17 protein-coding genes and 1 other RNA gene are annotated in these 22,535 nt (G+C 67.9%); 10 read left to right on the forward strand and 8 right to left on the reverse strand.

The window, feature by feature from the left end; translation table 11 throughout:
* Window positions 1-54: 54 nt before the first annotated feature.
* The 3 genes from V5F77_RS00815 to V5F77_RS00825 all read right to left on the reverse strand — a co-directional run bounded on the left by V5F77_RS00815 (window position 55) and on the right by V5F77_RS00825 (window position 3,377).
* A complete protein-coding gene (locus tag V5F77_RS00815) occupies window positions 55-1,314 on the reverse strand; it encodes an aspartate kinase (protein ID WP_429003409.1) in 1,260 nt (419 codons plus the stop codon).
* 302 nt (window positions 1,315-1,616) lie between these two features.
* Window positions 1,617-2,768 (reverse strand): 3-dehydroquinate synthase, encoded by a 1,152-nt coding sequence (gene aroB / locus V5F77_RS00820; RefSeq protein ID WP_429003410.1) that lies wholly within the window; start codon window positions 2,766-2,768, stop codon window positions 1,617-1,619.
* Between the two features lie 6 nt (window positions 2,769-2,774).
* On the reverse strand, window positions 2,775-3,377 hold the full coding sequence (locus V5F77_RS00825; protein ID WP_429003411.1) for a shikimate kinase: 603 nt from the start codon (window positions 3,375-3,377) through the stop codon (window positions 2,775-2,777).
* A 186-nt stretch (window positions 3,378-3,563) separates the two neighbouring features.
* Between V5F77_RS00825 and V5F77_RS00830 the strand changes: the two genes are divergently transcribed.
* The 6 genes from V5F77_RS00830 (at window position 3,564) to V5F77_RS00855 (ending at window position 7,814) form a co-directional block, all read left to right on the forward strand.
* A complete protein-coding gene (locus tag V5F77_RS00830; protein WP_429003412.1) occupies window positions 3,564-3,707 on the forward strand; it encodes a histidine kinase in 144 nt (47 codons plus the stop codon).
* A 10-nt stretch (window positions 3,708-3,717) separates the two neighbouring features.
* On the forward strand, window positions 3,718-4,671 hold the full coding sequence (locus V5F77_RS00835; protein ID WP_429003413.1) for a site-specific tyrosine recombinase XerD: 954 nt from the start codon (window positions 3,718-3,720) through the stop codon (window positions 4,669-4,671).
* Between the two features lie 43 nt (window positions 4,672-4,714).
* Window positions 4,715-5,078, forward strand: a transfer-messenger RNA (tmRNA) gene (ssrA, locus tag V5F77_RS00840).
* 129 nt (window positions 5,079-5,207) lie between these two features.
* On the forward strand, window positions 5,208-5,891 hold the full coding sequence (locus tag V5F77_RS00845) for an SspB family protein (RefSeq protein WP_429003414.1): 684 nt from the start codon (window positions 5,208-5,210) through the stop codon (window positions 5,889-5,891).
* Between the two features lie 154 nt (window positions 5,892-6,045).
* A complete protein-coding gene (locus V5F77_RS00850) occupies window positions 6,046-7,305 on the forward strand; it encodes a flavin monoamine oxidase family protein (RefSeq protein ID WP_429003415.1) in 1,260 nt (419 codons plus the stop codon).
* Window positions 7,305-7,814: a dihydrofolate reductase gene (locus V5F77_RS00855; RefSeq protein ID WP_429003416.1), complete on the forward strand. Its 510-nt coding sequence runs from the start codon at window positions 7,305-7,307 to the stop codon at window positions 7,812-7,814. The genes V5F77_RS00850 and V5F77_RS00855 overlap by 1 nt, the downstream gene beginning before the upstream one ends.
* Before the next feature lie 404 nt (window positions 7,815-8,218).
* Here V5F77_RS00855 and V5F77_RS00860 read toward each other — a convergent pair whose 3' ends face one another.
* Entirely contained in the window at window positions 8,219-11,965 is a 3,747-nt protein-coding gene (locus V5F77_RS00860) for an AsmA family protein (protein ID WP_429003417.1), read from the reverse strand.
* A 110-nt stretch (window positions 11,966-12,075) separates the two neighbouring features.
* Window positions 12,076-13,488, reverse strand: coding sequence for an FAD-linked oxidase C-terminal domain-containing protein (locus tag V5F77_RS00865; RefSeq protein ID WP_429003418.1), 1,413 nt, complete (start codon window positions 13,486-13,488; stop codon window positions 12,076-12,078).
* A 236-nt stretch (window positions 13,489-13,724) separates the two neighbouring features.
* Between V5F77_RS00865 and V5F77_RS00870 the strand changes: the two genes are divergently transcribed.
* Both V5F77_RS00870 and V5F77_RS00875 read left to right on the forward strand, forming a co-directional pair.
* Entirely contained in the window at window positions 13,725-14,234 is a 510-nt protein-coding gene (locus V5F77_RS00870; protein WP_429003419.1) for a thioesterase family protein, read from the forward strand.
* Between the two features lie 195 nt (window positions 14,235-14,429).
* Window positions 14,430-14,624 carry a hypothetical protein gene (locus V5F77_RS00875; RefSeq protein ID WP_429003420.1) on the forward strand — a complete coding sequence of 65 codons (195 nt, stop codon included), beginning with the start codon at window positions 14,430-14,432 and terminating at the stop codon, window positions 14,622-14,624.
* Between the two features lie 239 nt (window positions 14,625-14,863).
* Here V5F77_RS00875 and V5F77_RS00880 read toward each other — a convergent pair whose 3' ends face one another.
* The 3 genes from V5F77_RS00880 to V5F77_RS00890 form a co-directional block, all read right to left on the reverse strand.
* Window positions 14,864-15,790: a 50S ribosomal protein L11 methyltransferase gene (locus V5F77_RS00880; protein ID WP_429003421.1), complete on the reverse strand. Its 927-nt coding sequence runs from the start codon at window positions 15,788-15,790 to the stop codon at window positions 14,864-14,866.
* A gap of 28 nt (window positions 15,791-15,818) precedes the next feature.
* Window positions 15,819-17,039: a diguanylate cyclase gene (locus V5F77_RS00885; RefSeq protein WP_429003422.1), complete on the reverse strand. Its 1,221-nt coding sequence runs from the start codon at window positions 17,037-17,039 to the stop codon at window positions 15,819-15,821.
* Between the two features lie 356 nt (window positions 17,040-17,395).
* Window positions 17,396-19,867 (reverse strand): ATP-dependent helicase, encoded by a 2,472-nt coding sequence (locus V5F77_RS00890; RefSeq protein ID WP_429003423.1) that lies wholly within the window; start codon window positions 19,865-19,867, stop codon window positions 17,396-17,398.
* 181 nt (window positions 19,868-20,048) lie between these two features.
* On the opposite strand from V5F77_RS00890, the gene V5F77_RS00895 reads away from it, so the two are divergent.
* Both V5F77_RS00895 and V5F77_RS00900 read left to right on the forward strand, forming a co-directional pair.
* Window positions 20,049-21,692: a sigma-54-dependent Fis family transcriptional regulator gene (locus V5F77_RS00895; RefSeq protein WP_429003675.1), complete on the forward strand. Its 1,644-nt coding sequence runs from the start codon at window positions 20,049-20,051 to the stop codon at window positions 21,690-21,692.
* 218 nt (window positions 21,693-21,910) lie between these two features.
* Complete coding sequence (locus tag V5F77_RS00900) at window positions 21,911-22,465, forward strand: OsmC family protein (protein WP_429003424.1); 555 nt, start codon at window positions 21,911-21,913, stop codon at window positions 22,463-22,465.
* Window positions 22,466-22,535 lie beyond the last annotated feature (70 nt).

Below are 22,535 nucleotides of genomic sequence, written 5' to 3' on the forward strand. Positions count from 1 at the left end.
GCGAGGCGTTCTCACCTCGTTGATCGCCGACGACCGGTCCCCGCAGCCTGATTATCAGCTATCGAGACCGTATAGCGAATGGAGAGTCCGCACCGCAAGTTCGGTATAGGCGGAGTCGATCAGGATCGAGATCTTGATTTCCGATGTGGTGATGGCGCGGATGTTGATGCCCTTGCCCGCTAGAGCGCGGAACGCATCCGCCGCCACGCCCGCATGCGAGCGCATGCCGATGCCGATCACCGACACCTTGGTGACGTCGGTTGCCCCTTCCACCACCTCGAAGCCGATGGAATCGCGCGCCTTTTCCAGCGCCGCGCGGGCCCGGTCGTAATCCGCCGAGGGCACCGTGAAGGTGATGTCGGTGAAGCCGTCCGCCGACACGTTTTGCACGATCATGTCCACATTGATGTGCGACTCGGCCAGCGGGCCGAACACGGCGGCGGCGATTCCCGGCTTGTCGGCCACGCGGCGGATGGAGACCTGTGCCTCGTCCTTGGCGAAGGCGATGCCGGTCACCACCTGCGATTCCATCTGGTTTGCCACGATTTCCTCCTCGTCGCAGATCAGCGTGCCCGCCGCCTCGACCGTGCTCATGTGGGGCGCGTCCGGATCCTCGAAGCTGGAGCGCACGAAGGTGCGAACCTTGTGCACCATGGCCAATTCCACGGAGCGCACCTGCAAAACCTTGGCGCCCAGCGACGCCATTTCCAGCATTTCCTCGAACGCGATGCTCTTCATGCGCTTGGCACGCGGCACCACGCGCGGGTCGGTTGTATAAACGCCATCCACATCCGTATAGATGTCGCAGCGCTCCGCGCCAATGGCGGCGGCAAGGGCGACGGCACTGGTGTCCGAGCCGCCCCGCCCGAGGGTGGTGATGCGGCCGGAGGGCAGGTGAACGCCCTGGAAGCCCGCCACCACAGCCACTTCGCCCGCATCGAGCCGCCCGGCCAGCGCCGTGCCGTCGATCTCAAGGATACGGGCGGAGCCGTGGGCGTCGTCGGTGGAAATCGGCACCTGCCAGCCTTGCCAGGAGCGCGCGTTCAGCCCCTTGGCCTGGAGCGCGATGGCCAGAAGGCCGGACGTGACCTGCTCGCCCGAGGCGACCACGGCGTCATATTCGCGCGCGTCGTGCAAGGTGGAGGCCTCGCGGCACCAGGCGACCAGCTCATTGGTCTTGCCCGACATGGCGGACACCACCACCACGACGCTGTAGCCGGCATCCACCTCGCGCTTCACGTGGCGCGCCACGTTCTGGATGCGTTCGATCGTGGCGACGGAGGTGCCGCCGAACTTCATGACAAGCCGAGCCATGGCTCGCATTCTCTCTAACAGGGGCTTTGGATAAAGGGTTCAGCCGGCGTTGAGGCGCCGGGGGCCGTCATCGGCGAGGGGCGTGGCACCTCGCATTCGGCACGCATCATTTTCGCGCGCGTTTCTCCATGCCGCACCGCGGGGCGCGGATTGAAACGAACATGACGGTAGCCGTGTGGCACATTCCCTTGACCCTCCCCGCGCCCGGTTGAACGACACGGGTTCTTGAAAGTGGCGCCTCAATAGCGCTCCGGGGCGCTTGGGGCAACTGCGCGGTTTTGCGCAAGCGCCGGGGAGCCGTCTCAGGCGCGCCGCATTTGCTCCAGGAAGGCACGCACCTCGCCGCCGTCCACGTCCTTGGCGATGAAGGCCGCGCCGATGCCGTGCACCAGAATGAAGGTGAGCGCACCGCGACTGACCTTCTTGTCCTGGCCGATCAAGGTCATCAGCCCGTCCGTGTCCGGTAGCTCGCCCGGCACGTCGGCGATGCGCGTCGGCAGGCCGAGGCTTTCCAGATGGCGGGTCGCGCGCACCACATCCTGCCCGTTGCACAGGCCGAGGCGGGCGGAGAAGGCGAACGCCAGCGCCATGCCGATGGACACCGCCTCGCCATGCAGCAGCCGGTCGGAAAAGCCCGCGCCGGCCTCCAGCGCATGGCCGAAGGTGTGGCCGAGATTGAGCAGGGCCCGGTCGCCGGTCTCCTTCTCGTCGCGGGCGACGATGGCAGCCTTGGCGGTGCAGCTTGCCGCCACCGCCTCCACCCGCGCCGCGCCCCCGGCGAGCACCTCGGCGCCGTGCGCCTCCAGCCAGCCGAAAAAGGGCGCATCGCCCAGCAGGCCATATTTGGCGACTTCCGCATAGCCGGCGCGCACCTCGCGGGCGGGCAGCGTGTCGAGCGCGGCGGTGTCCGCCACCACCAGCACCGGCTGGTGGAACGCGCCCACGAGATTCTTGCCCTGGGGCGAATTGATTCCGGTCTTGCCACCCACGGAAGAATCCACCTGGGACAGCAGCGTGGTCGGCGCCTGGACGATATCCACGCCCCGGCGCACCACGGCGGCGGCAAAGCCGGCGAGATCGCCCACCACCCCGCCGCCCAGCGCCAGCACCAGATCGCGCCGCTCGATCCTTGCCGCGATCAGGCCCTCGGCGACCTGCTGCAGGCCGGCATAGCTCTTGGACTTCTCGCCCGGCTCGACGATGACGGCGGAATGGGGAATGCCGGCCTGCGCGAGCGAGGCCTCCACCGCGCCGAGATGACGCTCCGCCACGTTACGGTCGGTGACGATGGCCACCCGCGCACCCGGCCGCACGGCGGCGATGCGCCCGCCGATGCCCGCGAGCAAACCGGGGCCGATGGCGATGTCGTAGGGGCGGCCGGAAAGATCGACCCGCACGGTGCGGGCACTGGCCTCGGATGCGGTGGGAGACGGTGCGGCGGAAAGGCTCGGCATGACAGGCTAGTCCTGGATCGGCGAGAAGTGGCGCGTGACGGCGGCAATCACTTCTTCCACCACGGTTTCATGCACGACGTCGCGGGATTCCACCCGCACGTCGGCAAGGGCATAGATGTGCTCGCGCGCGGCCAGCAAAGCGGCGAGCTTGGCCTCGGCGTCGCCCTGGGCGAGCAAGGGACGGTCGTTGCGCTTCTTCACCCGGCGCAGCAGCGTGTGGAGGTCCGCCTCGAGCCAGACTGAAACCCCGGCATCGGAGATGGCCGCGCGGGTTTCCGGGCTCATGAAGGCGCCGCCGCCGGTGGCGATCACCATGGGGCCGGATTGCAGCAGGCGGGCGACCACGCGCTTTTCGCCCTCGCGGAATTCCGCCTCGCCCCGGCTGGCGAAAATCTCCGGGATGCTCATGCCGGCGGCCCGGACGATTTCCTCGTCCGCATCGACGAACGGCAAGGCGAGACGCCGGGCGAGGCGGCGTCCGACCGAGGATTTTCCCGCCCCCGGCATACCGACCAGCACGATCGAACGGGCCCCGAGCCGCGCCAGGAGGGCGCCGTTCGACGCCGCGTCCGGCATCGTCCCAGGCTCTCGCTCCGTATCGCCGCCCAAGGATACCTCCGTCCCAGCCCATGGCCCGAAATAGGCGCACGGCGCAAAAAAGCGCACTAGCATTGCCGTGGCGGAGGGGCAATGGCGGTTGAAAGAGCGGCGCGCGCATGTCACCTGTGCAAGGGCGCGTCGCCTTCGGGCGATTCGCCCGGAACGCACGTCAGGCAAACCCAGGTATACCGCACCGTGCCCAGTCTGATCCGCCTTCTGGCGGCGATCGCCCTTCTCGCAGCGCTGGTCTACGGCGGCGCTTATTGGCTTGCCAACCGGGTTGAGCCGGTAACGCGGGACGTGACCATCACCGTCCCCAACGACCGCTTCCAGAAATGAGGCGCGGGCGATGACCCGGGCCGGCCGCTCCCGTGCCGGCATCTCAACCAGCGGGCCGCTGGCCCTGTTTCTCGACATGCAGGCCGTGGAGCGCGGTGCGAGCCCCAACACGCTCGACGCCTATCGCCGCGACCTCGAGGATTTCTCCGCCTTCCTGACCGGCCGGGGGGAGCGGGTGGAAACCGCCGGGACGCCGGTGCTGCGCGCCTATCTCGCCGAGCTCTCGGAACGGGGATTCAAAAGCGCCACGGTGGCGCGGCGGCTCTCGGCGGTTCGCCAGCTCTATCGCTTTCTTTATGCCGAGGGCCATCGCACCGGCGATCCCGCCGCCGTGCTGGAGGGGCCGAAGCGCGGCCGGCCCTTGCCCAAGGTGCTGAGCGTGGAAGAGGTCGGCCGCCTCATCGATACCGCCCACCAGCGTGTGGCCGAGGCCGAGACGCCAGGTGAAAAACTGCGCCGGTTGCGGGTCGCGTGCTGCATTGAGGTGCTGTACGCCACCGGCCTGCGCATCTCGGAGCTGACCTCCCTGCCCGCCACCGCCGCGCGGACGCGGGCGGACGCGATCATCGTCACCGGCAAGGGCGAGAAGGACCGCCTTGTGCCCCTGAGCGGTCCGGCCAAGACGGTGATGGCGGCCTATCTCGATGCGCGCCGGGACAACGGGCTCGACGCCTCCCGCTGGCTGTTTCCCACCAGCGCGAAATCCGGCCATGTGACGCGCCAGCAAAGCGCGCGCGAGCTGAAGGATCTCGCCGTCGCCGCCGGCCTCGACCCTGCGCGCCTGTCGCCCCATGTGCTGCGCCATGCCTTTGCGAGCCATCTGCTGGCCCACGGCGCGGACCTGCGCATCGTCCAGACCCTGCTGGGACACGCCGACATCTCCACCACGCAGATCTACACCCATGTGCTGGACGAGCGGCTCAAGGCCATGGTGCGCGACCTGCATCCCCTGTCGGGCGAGTAGCGGGCGGGGCATTCCGCCGCCGCTGCGGGAAAACCCCTGCTTGCCCCTTTCATCATGCCGCACCGGGCCTTATATTCATCCGGCTGGCGCAAGCCAGATATGGCGATAAACGGTTGTCGGAATAAGCCTTTCGGACCCGGGGGCAGTACCCGGCGCCTCCACCAGAATCCGTTGATCCGCAGAGGTTTGCGGGTTGCGGCGGGGGCGAAATAGGATCGACGAGGGTGTAAAGGGCTTTCTTTCGCTCGGCATGGTTCCGCCGATATCGGGCCGACCTATAGTTGCGAATGACAACTATGCTCCGGTTGCCGTTGCCGCGTGAGCGGTAAAGGTACCGAAATAAAAGCCCTACCGGGTAGCACTGGATAGGCGGGGTTCGGAGGCACCTGGCAACAGAAGCCTCCACTTCCCTCCAGGGCCGGCCGGACCTGCGGGAAGCGGAGAGGTCTCATGTCGGTTCGCGCAGGAGGCATCCTGTCTTTTCGCGGCGCGCGAGTTCCTTCTGAATTGGACACCGGCCGCGAGCAGCGCACCCCATGTCTTCGGTCGATCATATCCGGTACGATCTTCTGGCGCAGGAAGCCCTGCGCGGCGTCGTCCGCCGCGTGCTTTCCGACGTTGCCCGCGACGGGCTGCCGGGCGACCACCATTTCTACGTCTCCTTCGATCCCCGCGCCCCCGGCGTGCGGCTCTCGCAGCGCATGCGCGAGAAATATCCGGAGGAAATGACCATCGTGCTCCAGCACCAGTTCTGGGACCTGAACGTGGGCGAGCACGCCTTCGAAGTGGGTCTCTCGTTCGGCGGCATTTCAGAGCGCCTGCTGGTGCCCTTCTCCGCCCTCAAGGGCTTCTTCGACCCTTCGGTGAGCTTCGGCCTCCAGTTCGAGCTGGCCGGCGGCGAGGAGATCGAGACCACGGGCGAGACTGCCACGGACGCCCCGACGCGCCTGCCCGGCGCGGGCGCCTCGATCCGCCCGCTGCGCGGCGCGGGATCGGAACCCGCCCTTGCCTCCGGAAAGGGCGAGGCCGGCGACGGCATCCTGACGATGAAGCCGGCCGCCACCGATATCGCCTCCGCCACCGGCAAGGTTTCCGCGCAGGACACCTCGCCCGGCACGGGCAAGGGAACCGAGAAGCCGGGAGCCGGCGAGGCCGGCAAGGACGAGCGTCCCGCTGGTGGCGCGGAAGTGGTGCGGCTCGACGTTTTCCGCAAGAAATGAGCCGGTGCGCCGCGTCTCGCCGCATCCGCTTTTTCCTGGGATCCGTTCCCCTGTCGCCGTTCCCCCTGTCTCCGCGCTCCCTGTCTCCGCGCTCCCTGTCCGCCCTGTGTGCGTGCTGGTCCCTCAGTCCGGCCGTCCCTGAGCATGTTTGATCATGAGCATGTTTGATGTCGCCGTGATCGGCGCCGGGGCCGCCGGCCTCGCGGCGGGGCGCGCGCTGCAGGGCAGCGGCCTGTCCGTGGTCGTGCTGGAAGCCGCCGCTCGCATCGGCGGGCGGGCTTATACCGACACCACCAGTTTTTCCATGCCGTGGGACCTCGGCTGCCATTGGATGCATTCGGCGCTGACGAACCCCTTCGTCGCCATCGCCGATAGACTCGGCTTTTCCTATCGTCGCTCCACCCAACATTATATCCGCAAGCTGCACCTCGGCGCCCGCTGGGCCGAGGCGGCGGAGCGGGACGCGGCGACCGACGCCGTCGAGGCGGCGTTTGCCGCCATCGCCGCCGCCGGCATGAACGGGCGCGACGTCGCCGCCTCCGACGTCATTGCCGACGCGGGCGAATGGGACCGCCTGGTGCGGCACTGGATCGCCCTGATGACCGCCGCAACACCGGAGGCCGTCTCCACCCTCGATTTCGCCAAGTATCACGACGGCGGCGAGAATTGGCCGGTGGTCGAGGGCTATGGCGCCTTGGTCGCCGCCCATGCGGGGGATGTGCCGGTCACGCTCGAATGTCCGGTGGCGCATGTGGACTGGTCCGGCACCGGGGTGCGCCTTGCGACGCCGCGCGGCGACATTGCCGCCCGTGCGGTGGTCGTCACCGTGTCCACCACCGTCATGGCGCGCGGGCACCTGCGGTTCGCCCCAGCCCTGCCGCCGGACCTTGCGGAGGCCATGGAGGCTCTGCCCCTCGGTGTTTCGGAAAAGGTGGCGCTCGGCTTTGATGCCGACGTATTCGGCTTTGCCGAGCGGGCCGGCGTCAATGCCATCGATTTTGCCCGGCCTGATTGCCCGCCGGTGAATTTTCAGATCATCCCTGGTCCGCGTCCGCTCGCCATCGCCCATATGGGCGGCGCGAGCGGGCAGGCGCTGGTGGCGGATGGCCCCGATGCCATGGCCGATTTTGCCCTGGCCGGGCTGGTGGACGTATTCGGCGCAGGTCTCCGCGACCACGTCACCGGATGGCGGGCGACGGCCTGGGCCGTCGATCCCCACATCGGCGGCGGCTATTCCTGCGCCCTGCCCGGCCAGGCCGATCTGCGGCGCCGCTTGTTCGCGCCGCTTGCGGAGCGCATCGTGTTCGCGGGCGAAGCGGTATCCGAGCATGCCTTTTCCACCTGCCATGGCGCCCATCTCTCCGGGCAGGCTGCGGCCGCGCGCGTGGTCTCCCTGCTGAAAGGCACCGGCTGATGCTTCCTCTCGCCCAGATCGTCGCCGTCGCCGAGAACGGCGTCATCGGCAAGGATCAGTCCCTGCCCTGGCATCTCTCCTCCGATCTGAAGCGTTTCCGCACCCTCACCTGGGGGCGGCCGGTGCTGATGGGCCGGCGGACTTTTCTCTCCATCGGCCGGCCCCTGCCGGGACGCATCTCGGTGGTGCTCACCTCCGATCGCGACTTCCAACCCGAAGGCGGTGTGCGCGTCGGCCATGATCTTGGGGAAGCATTGACCCTGGCGGAACAGGCTGCCCTGGAGCTGGGCGCCGAGGACATCATGGTGATTGGCGGCCAGCGGGTGTTCGCCGAGACCTTGCCCCTGGCGGATACGATCCACCTCACCCGCGTGCACGCCACCCCCGCGGGCGATGTGGTCTTGCCGCCGTTTGATCCCGCCGAATGGCGCGAGGTGGAGCGCGAGGGGCCGATTCAGGGGCCGAAGGACGATTACCCCTTCACCTACATCACCCTGACACGGGCCTGAGACTGGCCCTGCGCCCGCGCGGGCCTGCTCCGGAGGGGGCGGGCTTACCTCTAGAGGTCGACCGCGCAGCGGGCGGGTGAGGGGGCCGGGGCTTTCCGGAACGATCCAAGCCCCGCAGACAGGGCGCCATGCCCCCTCACCCCAACCCTCTCCCCGTCGGGGAGAGGGAGCACGGCGGCTTTTGCAGCTCACGCGAGGCCGGGGAGGCGCGAGACCCACCTCTCCCCGAGGGGGAGAGGTCGACCGCGCAGCGGGCGGGTGAGGGGGCCGGGCCTTTCCGGAACGATCCAAGCCCCGCAACGGGGCGCCATGACCCCTCACCCCAACCCTCTCCCCGTGGGGGAGAGGGGGCGGAGCGGCGCTATCCCCGGCGGGCAGAAGGAGCAGGCAGAGGAGAGCTGGGGTCAGTCTCCCGGCACCAGCGCGGGAGGCCGCAGCAAATTGCCGAAGCCGGGCGTCGGCGGGGCGTAGCTCCCGCCGTCCGAAGGCAGCGAGGGGCGGGCCGGACGGGCCCGGTTGGACGGACCGATCTCGATCGGCGGGGCGAGCGGCGGCGCAGGCGCGCGGGTTCGGCCCTCCACCTGGCGCGGCGTCTGGCTGGAGGGGCGTGCAGAGGGGTGCGTCCGCTCCGCCCCAGTCCTCGGCTCGGAGGTGTCCTGTGCGGCCGCCGCAGGTTCCCCCGCGCCACGGCCCTCCTCCGGCGCGGCCGGCGCCGGTGCGGCGGGCGTCGCAACGGGAGGCTGCGGCGGCGCAGGGTCGATGGCCGGAACATTGGACGGGATGCTTGCCGGCGCCGGAAGATTGACTGGCGCGGGGTTCGCCGTGCCGCTGCCGGCGGAGGGAGCGGGCACCAAGCCCTGCCGCTCCTCCAGCCTGCGGGTTTCCCGCTCGATGGCGCGCATGGAAATTGCCGCCACCAGCGCCGAGGCGGTCACGCGCCGTTCCGGCGTCGCCAGCGGACCGCGCCAGGAAATGCTGCCGCCGGGCACCGCCCCGCCGGCCTCGGTGGATTCCAGATCCAGCGTCGCATCGAGCCAGAGGCGCGGCAGGTCGAGCGTGCCGGAAAATGCCGTGCGCGTGGTTTGCACCTGCGCGCGCGCCGAGGGTAGGCGCACGACGCCGTTCACCAGGTTCACCGTGCTGTCGATCGCGTCGAGCTTGAGCGGGCCGCGCGCAAGGGCGCGGTCGAACATCGCCAGCACGCCGCGCTCTTCCGGCGGCTTGCCGGCGGCGGTATCGGCCAGCACGGCCTGGATGGCACCGGGATCGGCGGCGGGAATCTCCAGCGGCGCGAAGCTCAGCGTCCCCTGCCCCGACAGGCTCTGCACGATGGCGAGCGGCGAGCGGCCGACCCCGCCCATGTCCACCGAGGCGGACAGGCGGCCGGTGGGGCCGGCGCGCGGGGCAAGCGGCCGGGTCAAGGCGGCGAGGTCCACGCCGTCGAGCCCGAGATGTCCCTCGGCGGCCACCATGTCGGGGCGGCGGCGCAAGGTGAGGCTGGCGGTGAGCGTGCCGCCGCCGATCCCGCCCTTGAGGTCGCGCAGCTCCAGCGTGGAGTCGCGGGTCTGGAGTCGGGCCTTGGCATCCTGCAACACATAGGTGCCGTTCACATCGAGCTGGCGGGCGGAAAGGTCGAGCGCCAGCGCCAACGGGGTCGTCGGGACGGGCGCGAAGCGGGCCGCCGACCAGGGGCCGTTGCCCACCTCGGGACCGATGCTGCGGGCGCCCCACAGGCCGATCAGGCGCGGCAGGGAGAGCGCGTCGAGATCGAGCCGGCCGGTAAGGCGCGGCACCGCCCCGCCCTCGATCGCCACGGCACCCGCAACGGGCGCACCGCCCAGCAGGCCGGTCACATCGTCCAGTTTCCAGGCTTCTCCCGCCCGCGACACGGAGAAGCCGAGCGCCGCCGGCACCGGGCCGGCCTCGGCCGCGGCGGCCGCCGCAACGAACAGCCGCGCGGCGTCCGGGCCGTCGACGCGCATCGCGAGATGCGGCTGCAAGGTGCCGTCGGCGGCGCGGCGCACCGGGCCCTTGGCGCTCGCCACCATGTCGGCGAGCACAAGGCGCCCGTCGAGTTCGGCATCGTCGGTGCCTGAGGGCACCAGGGCAAGGGTGAGCTGGCCGGCGCCGAGGCCGGGCCGCACTCCGGGCAGGCCGGCGGCCTCCAGCACCCGCGCGCCGTCGCTCGCGGTCAGCGCCAGATCCACGCGCGGCGCGCCGGCATCCGCCGCCTGCACGAACGCCGCGCGGCCGGAGAGCAGGCCGAGCGTGCCGGTCATGCGCAATTCGCCCGCGCCCTTTTCGCCCCAGGCGGCGGTGCCGGTGAGAGCGACAGGCGCGGCGACCGGCAGCAGGCGCGTCATGATTTCGCCCGCGCGCGCCCCGGAGAGCAGCCGCGCCAGCGGCACGAGGCCGTCCGCCTTGGCGCCGGCGACCGACAGGTCGAGGCGCCCTTGCACCGGCGCGAGGCGGGTGAGGGTACCCTTGCCTTCCAGATGCAGGCCCGCGAGGTCGTCCAGGACCAGGCGCGAGACCGTCCAGGCCCCGCCGCTGCCCGCGGCCGCCAGAGACATCGTGCCGAGCGGCATGCCGCCGACCGTGAGCCGCCGGCCCTCCAAGGCGATGCCGCCGTCCAGCGCGCCGCCGGACAGAGCGAGCCCCTGGCGCGCCGCCGCCAGCACGGGATCGAGGTCGAAGCCGGAGATCGACAGGGAGAGGTCGAGCCGCGGCCGGTCGCCGGCCGCGAACTGCCCCGAGCCGGAAACCGCCGCCGCGCCAAAACTGCCGTCGAGTTGCTGCACGCCATAGCGCCCGTCCCCGGCCGTGATGCGGCCGACGAGCTTCACCGGGCCGGACACCGCCCCGGCATAATCCGCCGCGCCGCGCGGTGCCGCCCAGCGCAGGAAGGCGACGGGATCGTCGCTGGAAAACGCCAGATCGCCGGTGAACCCGGTGCCGCCCGCGCTGCCCGGCGCGCCGGAGAGGCGCAGCGCGCTCTGCCCGGGCAGCTTGGCTTCGGCGGTCTCGATGCGCCAGCCGGAAGGGCCACCGACGAGATCGAGCCGCACCTCGCGCATCACCGTGCCGGCATAGGTGAGCTGCTCCGCCGCAATGCCGATGCGCGAGGGCACGTCGAGCGCGGGCAGCGCATTGAACGCCGCCGCAAGGCCGGCCAGCGCCTCCGCCGGGCCAGATGGCGCGGCGCCCGACGGTGCGCGCAAGGCATCCGCATCCAGGGCGCGGGCATTCAGGACCACGTCGAGCCCCAGCGCCCGGCCGAGCCCCAGACGCGCCGAGCCGGCGAGTTGCACCGGGCGGGCGGTGTCGGCCAGAGACAGGTCCAGCGTTTCCGCCACCACCGCCTCGGGGCTGGCCCGCAGCATGCCGGACAGGCGCCAGCCATCCTGCCCCGGGGTGCTCGCCGCCCCGTCGCCGGCGCGGGCAAGGCTGCCGCGCCCCTCGAACCGGGGCATGCCGTCGTCGAGGCGGAAGGTGCCGTCGAGATCGAGGGTGAGCGGGCGCGAGCGGTCCTCGGCGATCAGGCGCATGCGGCTGCCGTCGGCACCGAAGGCGGCGAGGCTGAGGCGGGTACCATAGCGCCGGCCGCCAGTCTCCACCTCGCCCTCCAGGCGGAACGGCCCGGCGAGCGAGCGGGCCTCGCCGCGCAGGTCGAGGTCGGTGAAGCGCACGGTGCGATCGGCACCGCGATCGAGAATGTCGAGCGTCCCGCTCTCGATCGCGAGCTGGGACACGGAGAGGCCGCGGGGCGCGGCGGCGCCGGTGGGCAGGGCCACCCGGCCGGCGCTGTCCAGCACCAGGCGCATGTGCGGCCGCACCAAGGTCAGCGACTTCGCCTCCACCGTGCCGCGCACCAGCGCGCCCAAGGCGAGATCGGCCCGCAATTCGTCGGCGACCGCGCCGGTGGAAACGGCGTCGGCGCCGATCGACACGTTGCGCAGGATGATCCGGGGAGTGGGCAGGATGTCGGCGTAGATATTGCCGCGGATCACTACGGGCACGCCCAGGGTCCGGCTCGCCTGGGCCTCGAACGCGCCGCGCCAGGCGGTCCAATCCACCACGAACGGCGCCGCGAAGGCGGCGACGATCGCAAGGATCACCGCCGAGGCGATCGTGATCAGGACGCCTTGCACCAGCCGGTCCTCGCTTCATGGGGCGCGCCGCAGCGGGCGCGTTGGGGAAGTCTAGCGCGGAATGGTAACGTTGGGATGGTGGCGATCCAATGGACGCGGCGGGGCGGGCCTCAGATTTTGAGGATCTTGCCCGGATTCATGATGTTCAGCGGATCGAACGCCCGCTTGATCGCCCGCATCGCGTCCAGGGTCGCTTCGCCATGCTCGGCGGAGAGATATTTCATCTTGCCCTGCCCCACCCCGTGCTCGCCGGTGCAGGTACCCTCCATGGCGAGCGCGCGGTCCACCAGCCGCGACATGAAGCTCTTGGCCTTGGCGAGGTCGGCGGGGTCCTCCACGTCCACCATCAAGGTGGTGTGGAAGTTTCCATCGCCCACATGGCCGACGATGGGCGCGATCAGCCCCATCTCGACGATGTCGCGCTTGGTCTCCATGACGCATTCGGCGAGGCGAGAGAGCGGCACGCACACGTCGGTGGCCACCGCCTTCGCGCCCGGCCGCATGGGCATGACCGACCAATAGGCATCGTGCCGGGCCTGCCACAGGCGGGTGCGGTCTTCGGGCTTGGCGGCGAACACGAACGGGCCGCCGGAAAATTCCGCCGCGATCTCGCCGAACCGCTCCGCCTGCTCGTGGGCGCCGGCTTGCGTGCCGTGGAATTCCACGAACAGATGCGGGGTCTCGGGCAGATCGAGCTTGGCATAGGCGTTGGAGGCCTTCACCTGCTCTTCATCCAGCAATTCGATGCGGGCGACCGGAATGCCCGACTGGATGGTGGCGATCACCGCGTTGCAGGCATCCTCGATGCTGGCGAAGGGGCATACGCCGGCGGTGATGGTCTCGGGAATGCCCTGGAGGCGCAGCGTCAGCTCGGTGATGATGCCGAGCGTGCCCTCGGCCCCGACGAACAGGCGGGTGAGATCGTATCCCGCCGAGGATTTCTTCGCCCGGCGCGCGGTGGTGATGAGCTCGCCGTTCGGCAGCACCGCTTTCAGCGCCAGCACGTTGTCTTTCATGGTGCCGTAGCGCACCGCATTGGTGCCGGAAGCGCGGGTCGAGGCCATGCCGCCCAGCGAGGCATCGGCGCCGGGATCGATGGGAAAGAACAGCCCCTGGTCGCGCAGATCCTCGTTCAGCCGCTTGCGGGTCACGCCGGGCTCAATGACGCAATCGAGGTCCTCGGCGTGAATGGCGAGAATTCGATTCATTCCCGACAGGTCGATACAGATTCCACCCTTCGGCGCATTGACGTGGCCTTCCAGCGAAGTGCCGGTTCCCCAGGGGATGATCGGTATTCGATGGGCTGCGCAGATGCCGACAACGGTCTGCACATCTTGTGTGCTCTGCGCGAAAACAACGGCATCTGCCGGCTCATTAGGCAAATAGGTCGTGATATTTGCATGCTGCTCGCGAACAGCATGGGAGGTAACGACTTTGTTACCTAATGTCGCTTGCAAAGACTCCAGGGCTTGCTGCAGCCCCGGCAACGATTCGCGCGTGACCGCGGCATCGGCAGCAAACATTTAAGAATCCTTTAAAATCAGGCCGTCCAGCGGAATGGGGCCAGCAGCTTAGCGGCCTGCCGGCATTCGGCAAGGGGCCTGCGCCGGTAGCGCCCTGCCTCAGCTTTGCATGATGTTTCCGCATGGCAGCCAATCTTGTGCCATTTCGTCGGTGACCAATGTCGAAACTCACGGCACACTGCGTAGCGAGCAGGCAATTCTCTGAATTCCGTGCCCCCTCGACCAGGGAGAGCGCCATGTTGGACAGGATCGACTTCGAACCGGTATTCTTCGCCCCCTTCGTTTCTTCGCCCATGCGGGTGGAGAGCCAGTGGATCGACTATAACGGCCATCTGAACATGGCCTATTACAACGTCCTGTTCGACCGGGCCTTTGACGAGGCTTTGGCCCTGCTCGGCCTCGGCCCGCAATATGTGCGGGTGCGCGGCTTCTCCTTCTTCACCGCCGAAGCCCACGTGCGCTATCTGCGGGAACTGCCGGCCAACGCCGACGTGCGCGCCACGCTGCGCCTGATCGATTACGACGAGAAGCGGCTGCATCTCTTCCAGTGCCTGCACCACGGGACGGAAGGATGGATCTCCGCGACCTCGGAGCAGATCGCCCTGCATGTGGATCTGGCGTCGCGGCGAGTGACGCCGTTCGCGGACGACGTGCTGGAGCGGGTGGCCGGCATGCGCTCGGTCCATTCCGCGCTGCCGGACCCGGAGGGCATCGGCCGGCACATCACCCTCGGCGCGCGCTGCTGATCACGCAAGCGGCACGCTGCCGATTTAGGCATCGGCGCCGCCCCGCGGCGCCGAAATCCTTTAAGAATCCCATTTTCTACGCTGCGCAGGGTGCAGGTCAGCCATGCTGACTCATGTATTCTAGTGCGGCGCAACACAGGCCATATTGCAACGCATCATCAGCCGCACGGGGCGGCCAAGCGTTGGAGGCCTGTCATGGGCACCCTTACTTTCTCGACCGATACCTTCTCGACCGCCAAGACCACCGACACCACCGCCGCCAAGCCGGCTGCGGCCAAGAAGGGCGTCTTCGCGCGCATCTATGATTCGATCGTCGCCGCCCGTGCCGCCCAGGCCGAGCGCGACTTCATCACCTATATGCAGCGCACCGGTTTCGACCCCCGCAAGTGATCGACCACGGCAAGTGATCGGTCAGCGACAGGTCTGCGCCCCGCAACCCGGGGCGCGCCACCTGCCGACCAAATTGCCGACACCGAACACGCGGTAGCCTAACGCGCGGTCGTCGCGGTCACACGCAAGCCGCCGACACGCACAAGCAGCCGAGCGCACGGGACCGCCACCCCGGCGGAACAGTGCGGCCGGTCGCGGGACATGCCGACGGTTCCATTTCAAGGTGAGGCCACCTGTTCTCAGGCGGCCCAGCGCGGGGTCGGCTTGCTGCCCGCCACCGACAAGGTCAGCGTCGTCCAGCCGTCGATGTCGCGGCGGCGCACCAATTGCAAGCCCTGCGCCCGATAGGCGGCAAGCGCCGCATTGGCATGGGACGGCAGCAGCCCCGACAGCACGACCCGTCCTCCCGGCGCCAGCAACGGGCGCAGCGGCCGCGCGAGGCGCTTCAGCGGCGGCAGCAGAATATTCGCCAGGATCAAGTCATAGGGGCCTGGCCGGCGCACCGCGTCGGCACCCGCGCCGGCCGCCAGCACCATGCGGATGTAAGGCCCGGCAAGATTAGCCCGGGCATTTTCCCGCGCCGTCCGCACCGCCACTTCGTCGAGATCGCTCGCCACGACAGGCACGCGGAATTGCCGCGCCGCCGCGATCGCCAACACGCCGGTGCCGGTGCCGACGTCCAGGACCCGGGTGGGCCGGCCGACCCGCGCGGCATCCACGATGGCCGCGAGGCACCCTTGCGTGGTGCCGTGATGGCCGGTGCCGAAGGCAAGCGCCGCTTCGATCTCGATGCCGATGCCATTGACCGGAACCCGGGCCCGATCGTGCGAGCCGTGGACATGAAACGGCCCCACCTTCACCGGCGCCAATCCCTCCAGGCTGGCGGCGACCCAGTCCTGTTCCTGCAATTCCCCGAACGTGACGCTCGCGGCAAGCTCCGGGCCGGCCGCAACGCTCACCAGTTCGCGCAGGCGCTCAGGGTCGAACGCCTCGCCGGCATAGACCTCGACCGCCCAGGAGAGATCCGGCTGCTCGAAATTGGCCACCGCCACCTCGGCGGGGTCGAAGCTTTCCGCCAGCAGGTCCGCGATGCGGCGCGCCTGCATCTCGGGCGCGGAAACCCGCATGAAATGGGTGGCATCGCTGGGCAGCAGGCCTTCAAACATCAGGGATAATCCGGACGGAACGTTGCATTCAGGCCTCGAACGCGCCAACGACGCGATCGCGACCCAGTTGCCTTGCGGCATAGACCCGCTGGTCGGCCACGGACAAGAGCTTGCCGACACTTTCTCCGTCCAAGGGCGCGGTGGCGATGCCCACGCACAGCGAAAGATCCACCCCCGCCGGCATCTGAAGGCCCCCCACGCGCTGGCGCAGCGCGGCGGCGAGCTGGGCCGCCATCATGTGCGGCAGGCCGGGCGCCAGCACGACGAGGGCATCGCCATCATAGCGCACCACATAATCGCCGTTGCGCAGCCCCTGGGCGAGGGCATCGGCGATGCCCCGCAAATTCCGGTCCACATCCGCCCTGTCGGTATCGCGCCGATCCTTGAGGCCGTCCACCCGCACCATCAGTAGGCTCATCGGCCGCCCGGTGGCCCGGGTGATGCTGAGGAGGTCGACCAGCAGCGGCTCCAGCCGGGCCCGATGGAACGCTCCGGTCGCAGCATCATAGCGCAGCCGCATCCGCCCGCCTCCCAGATCCCGTCGCGCCATTGCCTCATGGCCGCTCAGCGGGAAATCGAGACGCCGCCGATAATAGGAGATGAGCGCGGAATAGACGCCCGATGCGGCGATTTTGCCGAGCCACCCCCCGAGGCCGGCGGCGAGAGGTGCATCGTACACGAGATAAATCACCCCGAAGAAGAAGATCTGATCGAACGTATTGATCAGCGACAGGGTCAGCCACGATGCCAGGAAGCTGCGTCGGCGCAGGATGCCAAGCAGCCGGTCGTAGAGGCGGAACATGACCAGGCACTCGATGAGCAGGAGCAACGTGCTCCAGAGCATCAACATGCCGACCTGGCTGATCTGCGGAATATCGTCCTGGCGCATGGGGACAAGGCGCCTGTGGTCGAGAGCCAGGAACGCCACCACGATCACCACCGCCACGCTGCCGAGAAGCAGCCCGATGACCGGCTGGCGCGCCACCTCGGGCCCTTCGATCATGTGGGTCATCAACAGCAGGCTCAGTGTCCCCGCATAGAACACCACCGAACCCGGCGACGCGGCGAGGCCGAACGGCAGAACCAGAAACACGGACATCGCGAGATAGACCGCGAACACGTGCAAGGCGCCCAACGCGGCGAAAAATGCGCTGATGCCGATCAGGAAGCGGGCGCGGAACAAGGCAAGCATCAGGCTGCCGAACACGGCCATTTCCACCAGCAGCAGGACAAGATTGATGATCGCCATGGCTCGCCGGTAAGATTGGTGCGACCCGCCCCCGCGGTGCGTCGGACCCGTGGTGCGTTGGACCCGTAAAGTACCGTCCCGCGTCGCGCAGTACACCCCGTCGCGTGCGAAGTTCACATGACGGCTCCCCGCATCTCCGACCGCCGGGCAGGGAAGCGGACCGCGCGACGCTCCGCCCCCGCCAAGCCGGACGTCGGGTGTAGAACTTCTACGGAAATTCCGGATTCATCCGCTGAACATGCTGTTTACGCGGGCTTGAATCCGCTGTTCTTCTGCGCCGCGCCGATGTTTCACATGAAACATTTGCTCTCGGGCGCGGCGGAAAACCGTTACCCCCGCAGGCTTTCCGGGCCGGGTCAGACCTTCTCGACGAAGCTCTCCAGAACCCGCTTTTCCCCAGCCTTGTCAAATTGAACCGTCAATTTATTTCCATCGATTTCGGAAATCTCGCCATAGCCGAACTTGATGTGGAACACCCGCTCGCCTTGCTTGAAGTTGGAGGGCGCCCCGGTCGAGGAGGCGAGCAAGGTTCCCTCGATCACCGCCCCGCGTCCGCCCCGGCCGGCGCCGAAAGCGCCAGTGCCGCGCTCGGAAAAGCTGCCGCCTGAGCCACCGGCCGAACGGGCATTCTGGGCGCGCTGCCAGCCCGGCGTGGAATAAGTGGAGGAGAAGGGCTCCACCTTGGCGGCGCGATCGAACCGGCTTTCGCCGTAGGAGCCGCCGCCATAGCCGGAACCGCCCCAGCCGAAGCCGCCTTTGGATTCCTGCACCTCCACATGGGCGTCGGGCAACTCGTCCAGGAAACGGCTGGGCACGGTGGAATTCCACATGCCGTGGATGCGCCGGTTGGAGGCGAAATAGATGCGGGCGGAGAGCCGGGCGCGGGTGATGCCCACATAGGCCAGCCGCCGCTCCTCCTCCAACCCCGCCTTCCCTTGCTCGTCCAGCGCCCGCTGGTGCGGGAACAGCCCCTCCTCCCAGCCCGGGAGATAGACGGTGTCGAACTCCAGCCCCTTGGCCGAATGCAGCGTCATGATCTGCACCGCATCCTCGCCAGGACCCTTGTCGGCATCCATGACCAGGGAGATGTGCTCCAGGAACCCTTGCAGATTCTCAAATCCCTCCATGGAGCGCACCAGCTCCTTGAGGTTCTCCAAGCGTCCGGCCGCCTCGGCGGAACGGTCCTTCTGCCACATCTCGGTATAGCCGCTCTCGTCCAGGACGATTTCGGCAAGCTCGGTATGGGGCAGGTCCTGGGAGCGCGCGCGCCAGCGTTCAAACGCTTGTAGCAGGCCGCGCAAAGTGGCGCGCACCTTGGGCTTCAGCTCCTCGCTCTCGGTCAGGGCGCGGGTCGCCTCCTGCAACGGCACGCCGGCCGCGCGGGCGACATCGTGGATCTGCTTCAAGGTGGCATCGCCGATGCCGCGCTTGGGCACATTGACGATGCGCTCGAAGGCAAGGTCGTCGGCCGGGGAGAGCACGCAGCGCAAATAGGCCAGGGCATCGCGGATTTCCGCCCGCTCATAGAAGCGCGGGCCGCCGATAACCCGATAGGGCGTGCCGAGGGTGACGAAGCGGTCCTCGAACTCGCGCATCTGGAACGAAGCGCGCACCAGGATGGCGATCTGCGAGAGCGGGTGACCCGCGCGTTGCAGCGTCTCGATCTCGTCGCCGACGGCGCGGGCTTCCTCACCGCTGTCCCAAGAACCGGTGACGCTAACCTTCTCCCCCATCTCGCCTTCGGAGAACAAGGTCTTACCGAGCCGGCCCTGGTTGAAGGCGATGACGTGGGAGGCCGCCGCCAGAATATGGCCCGTGGAGCGGTAATTGCGCTCCAGGCGGATCACGGTGGCGCCGGGAAAATCGCTCTCGAAGCGCAAGATGTTGTCCACCTCGGCGCCCCGCCAGCCATAGATGGACTGGTCGTCATCGCCAACGCAACAGACGTTCTTGGAACCCTGGGCCAGCAGGCGCAGCCACAGATATTGGGCAACGTTGGTGTCCTGATATTCGTCCACCAGGATGAATTTGAAGCGGCGATGATAATCCGCCAGCACATCCGGATTCTCGCGGAACAGGCGGATGCCCTCCAGCAGAAGATCGCCGAAATCCACTGCGTTCAACGCTTTAAGCCGCGCCTGATAGGCGGCATAGAGCATCTGACCCTTGCCGTTGGCGAAGGCCGAGCCCTCGCCGGGCGGCACGTTGGCGGGCGAGAGGCCGCGGTTTTTCCAGCCATCGATGGTGTTGGCCAAAAGCCGCGCCGGCCAGCGCTTGTCGTCGATATTTTCCGCCGCCAACAATTGCTTCATCAGCCGGATCTGATCGTCGGTATCGAGGATGGTGAAGCCATTCTTCAGCCCGACCAATTCGGCATGGCGGCGCAGAATGCGCACGCCGATGGAATGGAACGTGCCGAGCCACGGCATGCCCTCCACCGCATCCCCCACCATGGAATGAATGCGTTCCTTCATCTCCCGCGCAGCCTTGTTGGTGAAGGTCACGGCGAGAATCTGGGACGGGAAGGCGCGGCCGAGATTGAGGATATGAGCGATGCGGGTGGTGAGCACACGCGTCTTGCCCGTGCCCGCGCCGGCAAGCACCAGCAGCGGCCCGTCGATGGTTTCCACCGCCGCCCGCTGTTCGGCATTGAGACCGTTGAGATAATTGGGTAAAGGCGCGGCGGAGGCGCCACCCGCCCGCGCGCGCGCGGCGATGCCGCCGGGGCGCAATGCGGGGGCCTCGACGCTTTCGTCTGCGGCCCGCAGGCCCTTTTGCTCGACAGGAATGGACACTCTCTCGCTCTCGCGGCCTCGCTCTCGGGGCATGTGCTGATTCTGTTATGAGAACAAAGTGGCATTGCAGGGACGCGATTGCGAGGGGCGGCGCCCGTTTCCATGGAAAAGCCTGAAGGCGGGCTGATAGGATGGAAGAATCCCGGCGACGGGAACACCGGAAAACGGCAGCAGGACGATGGGCGGAAAGACCAAGGCGCGCGCGCTGCCCGTGATGGCCAACAGCCCGAGCGCAGCAAAGGCGAAGGTGCACGAGGACGAGCCCCCCGCCTATTGGCGCGCGCAGGAAATGCTGCTGATCCAGCAGATCATCGGGCTGATCGGCAAGGGGCTGCAAGTGGAGCACATCCTCCACGAGATGCTGCACCTGCTCTCGGAAATGCTCGGGCTCAACCGCGGCCGCATCGTGCTGCGGGATCCGGAAAGCGGCCTGTACAAGATCCGCTATTCCTACGGCCTCACCGAACGGGAAAAGGCCCGCGGTCGCTACCAGGCGGGAGAAGGCATTACCGGACGGGCGCTCGGCCATGAGCAATTGATCATCGTTCAGGACATCGACCAGGAGCCCGACTTCCTGTTCCGCGCCGTCGATCGTGCGACCCTGCCGCAGGAGCCGGTGGCGTTCCTGGTGATTCCCATAAGGGTCGAACGGCGCACCGTGGGGGTGCTGGGCTGCCATCGCATCCGCAATCGCAGCCGGCCGTTTTCCGACGACATCACCCTCCTGCGGATCTGCGCCACCCTCGCCGGGCAAGTGCTGGAACTGAACGAAATCCTGGAGCGCAAGACCCGCGCGCTGGAGGAACACAACCAGATGCTCGCCCGCGCGCTGGAAACCCACAGCGCCCGCTACGGCATCATCGGCACCGCCCCGGCGCTGCTCAAGGCCCTCGCGGAACTTGAATTGGTGGCGGCGGCAAATGCCAACGTCCTGCTGCTGGGCGAATCCGGCACCGGCAAGGAAGTTTTCGCCCGCGCTTTGCATCTGGCCAGCCCGCGCCGCGACCGGCCGTTCATCAAGGTCAATTGCGCCGCCATTCCAGAGACCCTGTTCGAATCCGAGCTGTTCGGCTATGAGCGCGGCGCCTTCACGGGGGCCAGCGATGCGCGGGCGGGCTGGTTCGAACAGGCCGGCAGCGGCACCATTCTGCTGGACGAAATCGGCGAATTGCCCCTCGCCATGCAAACCAAATTGCTCCGCACCCTTCAGGAAGGCACCATCACCCGGCTCGGCGGCAAGAAGGAAATCAAGGTCGACGCGCGTCTTGTGGCTGCCACCAACCGCAATCTCGAACGCGAAGTCGCCGCCGGCCGGTTCCGCGAGGATCTCTATTACCGGATCAATGTGATCCCGATCCGACTACCCTCGCTCTCCGAGCGGCGCGACGACATTCCCGCTTTGGTGATGCATTTTGTCAGTCGTTTCAACGAGGCCAACCAGCGCAACGTCAATTTGACCGCCGCCGCCATGACCCGGCTGCGCGAGCACCCCTGGCCCGGCAATATCCGGCAATTGTCGAATTTCATCGAGCGCCTCGTCCTGCTGGCGGACAGGCCCTCCCTGGATGCCGCTGACCTGGATCCGTTCCTCGCCGCCGCCCGCATCTCGCCGCAAACCGTGTCCGAAGAGAGCTTCCACCGTTCCATGGCGCCGCATGCACAGGGAGGGATGGTGCCGGCTTTCCGACCCTATCTGCGCGCCGGCTCGCATTCGCCCGAAGACCTCCGCCGGGCGCTTGAACAATGCGGCGGCAACAAATCCCGCGCGGCCCAGATGCTGGGGCTGACGGCACGGCAATTTCACTACCGCTGGCTGAAAGCGGGCATCGACCAAGAAGGCAGGATGCCTCACTCGTAGAGTAAATGTTGACATTGTGAACATTGTCTACATTAAGAGCCTCATGCGCAGAGGAAAAAATCCATCCCTGCAAGCCATTTTAACCCCTAAAACTGTTGCAACGTATCGCTTTCCACGCAACTCTTCCCCTGCGCACGAAAGTGGCATGGGGGTTGCTATCAGGTTGGTGGAATGCCTATGGGCATGGGCCCTCAGAATCCTTTCGAAAGGACGCACCAGTGAGCAACGCGACCGAAGCTGTGAAGACCATCACCACCTATCTGCGACCCATCGACCGTGACGGTCTGCTTGGATTTGCCGAGAAGGGCCGCGAGAATCCCGAGCGGCGCGGAACCAATGTGGTGCGCACGGTGGTCGAAGGGCAGTATCGGACCTTGAACTATGTGGGCAACCACCAGCCCGTGGTGGTGGACGAACCGCCCCATCTGTTCGGCCAGGACACCGCCCCCGCCCCCGGTGAGATCGTGCTTTCCGCTCTTGGCGGCTGCCTTGCGGTCGGCATCACTGCCGTCGCCACTTGGAAGAACGTCAAGCTTTCCAAGCTGGAGCTGCAGGTGGAAGGCGATATCGGCAATACGGCCGCTTGGGGTGCTGGCGGCGCCGAGCGCGAACCTGCACAGATGGGCTTCCAGGATATCCGCGTGAAGGTCACCATCGAAGGCGATGCAACGCGCGAAGAACTCGCGGAAATCGTGAAGCGGGCGAACTATTTCTCTCCCGTCGCCAACACCATGCGGAACCCTATCCCCTTCAGCATCGGCCTCGCCGACTGAAGGGGGGGTCGGCGCGAGGCTCCTGCCCTGGCCCGCCTCGCGCCGACCCACTCTTCACCCCCCATCCCAC

It is taken from the genome of Roseixanthobacter psychrophilus, assembly GCF_043195195.1.
Lineage (GTDB): Bacteria > Pseudomonadota > Alphaproteobacteria > Rhizobiales > Xanthobacteraceae > NCEH01.

Excerpts from the sequence above, each read along its gene's own strand:
- V5F77_RS00845 (WP_429003414.1), top strand. The coding sequence starts at position 5,208 with ATGTCTTCGGTCGATCATATCCGGTACGATCTTCTGGCGCAGGAAGCC.
- V5F77_RS00835 (WP_429003413.1), top strand. The coding sequence starts at position 3,718 with ATGACCCGGGCCGGCCGCTCCCGTGCCGGCATCTCAACCAGCGGGCCG.
- V5F77_RS00875 (WP_429003420.1), top strand. The coding sequence starts at position 14,430 with ATGGGCACCCTTACTTTCTCGACCGATACCTTCTCGACCGCCAAGACC.
- V5F77_RS00880 (WP_429003421.1), bottom strand. The coding sequence starts at position 15,790 with ATGTTTGAAGGCCTGCTGCCCAGCGATGCCACCCATTTCATGCGGGTT.
- V5F77_RS00865 (WP_429003418.1), bottom strand. The coding sequence starts at position 13,488 with ATGTTTGCTGCCGATGCCGCGGTCACGCGCGAATCGTTGCCGGGGCTG.
- V5F77_RS00885 (WP_429003422.1), bottom strand. The coding sequence starts at position 17,039 with ATGGCGATCATCAATCTTGTCCTGCTGCTGGTGGAAATGGCCGTGTTC.
- V5F77_RS00870 (WP_429003419.1), top strand. The coding sequence starts at position 13,725 with ATGTTGGACAGGATCGACTTCGAACCGGTATTCTTCGCCCCCTTCGTT.
- V5F77_RS00850 (WP_429003415.1), top strand. The coding sequence starts at position 6,046 with ATGAGCATGTTTGATGTCGCCGTGATCGGCGCCGGGGCCGCCGGCCTC.
- V5F77_RS00815 (WP_429003409.1), bottom strand. The coding sequence starts at position 1,314 with ATGGCTCGGCTTGTCATGAAGTTCGGCGGCACCTCCGTCGCCACGATC.
- aroB (WP_429003410.1), bottom strand. The coding sequence starts at position 2,768 with ATGCCGAGCCTTTCCGCCGCACCGTCTCCCACCGCATCCGAGGCCAGT.
- V5F77_RS00895 (WP_429003675.1), top strand. The coding sequence starts at position 20,049 with ATGGCCAACAGCCCGAGCGCAGCAAAGGCGAAGGTGCACGAGGACGAG.
- V5F77_RS00890 (WP_429003423.1), bottom strand. The coding sequence starts at position 19,867 with ATGCCCCGAGAGCGAGGCCGCGAGAGCGAGAGAGTGTCCATTCCTGTC.
- V5F77_RS00855 (WP_429003416.1), top strand. The coding sequence starts at position 7,305 with ATGCTTCCTCTCGCCCAGATCGTCGCCGTCGCCGAGAACGGCGTCATC.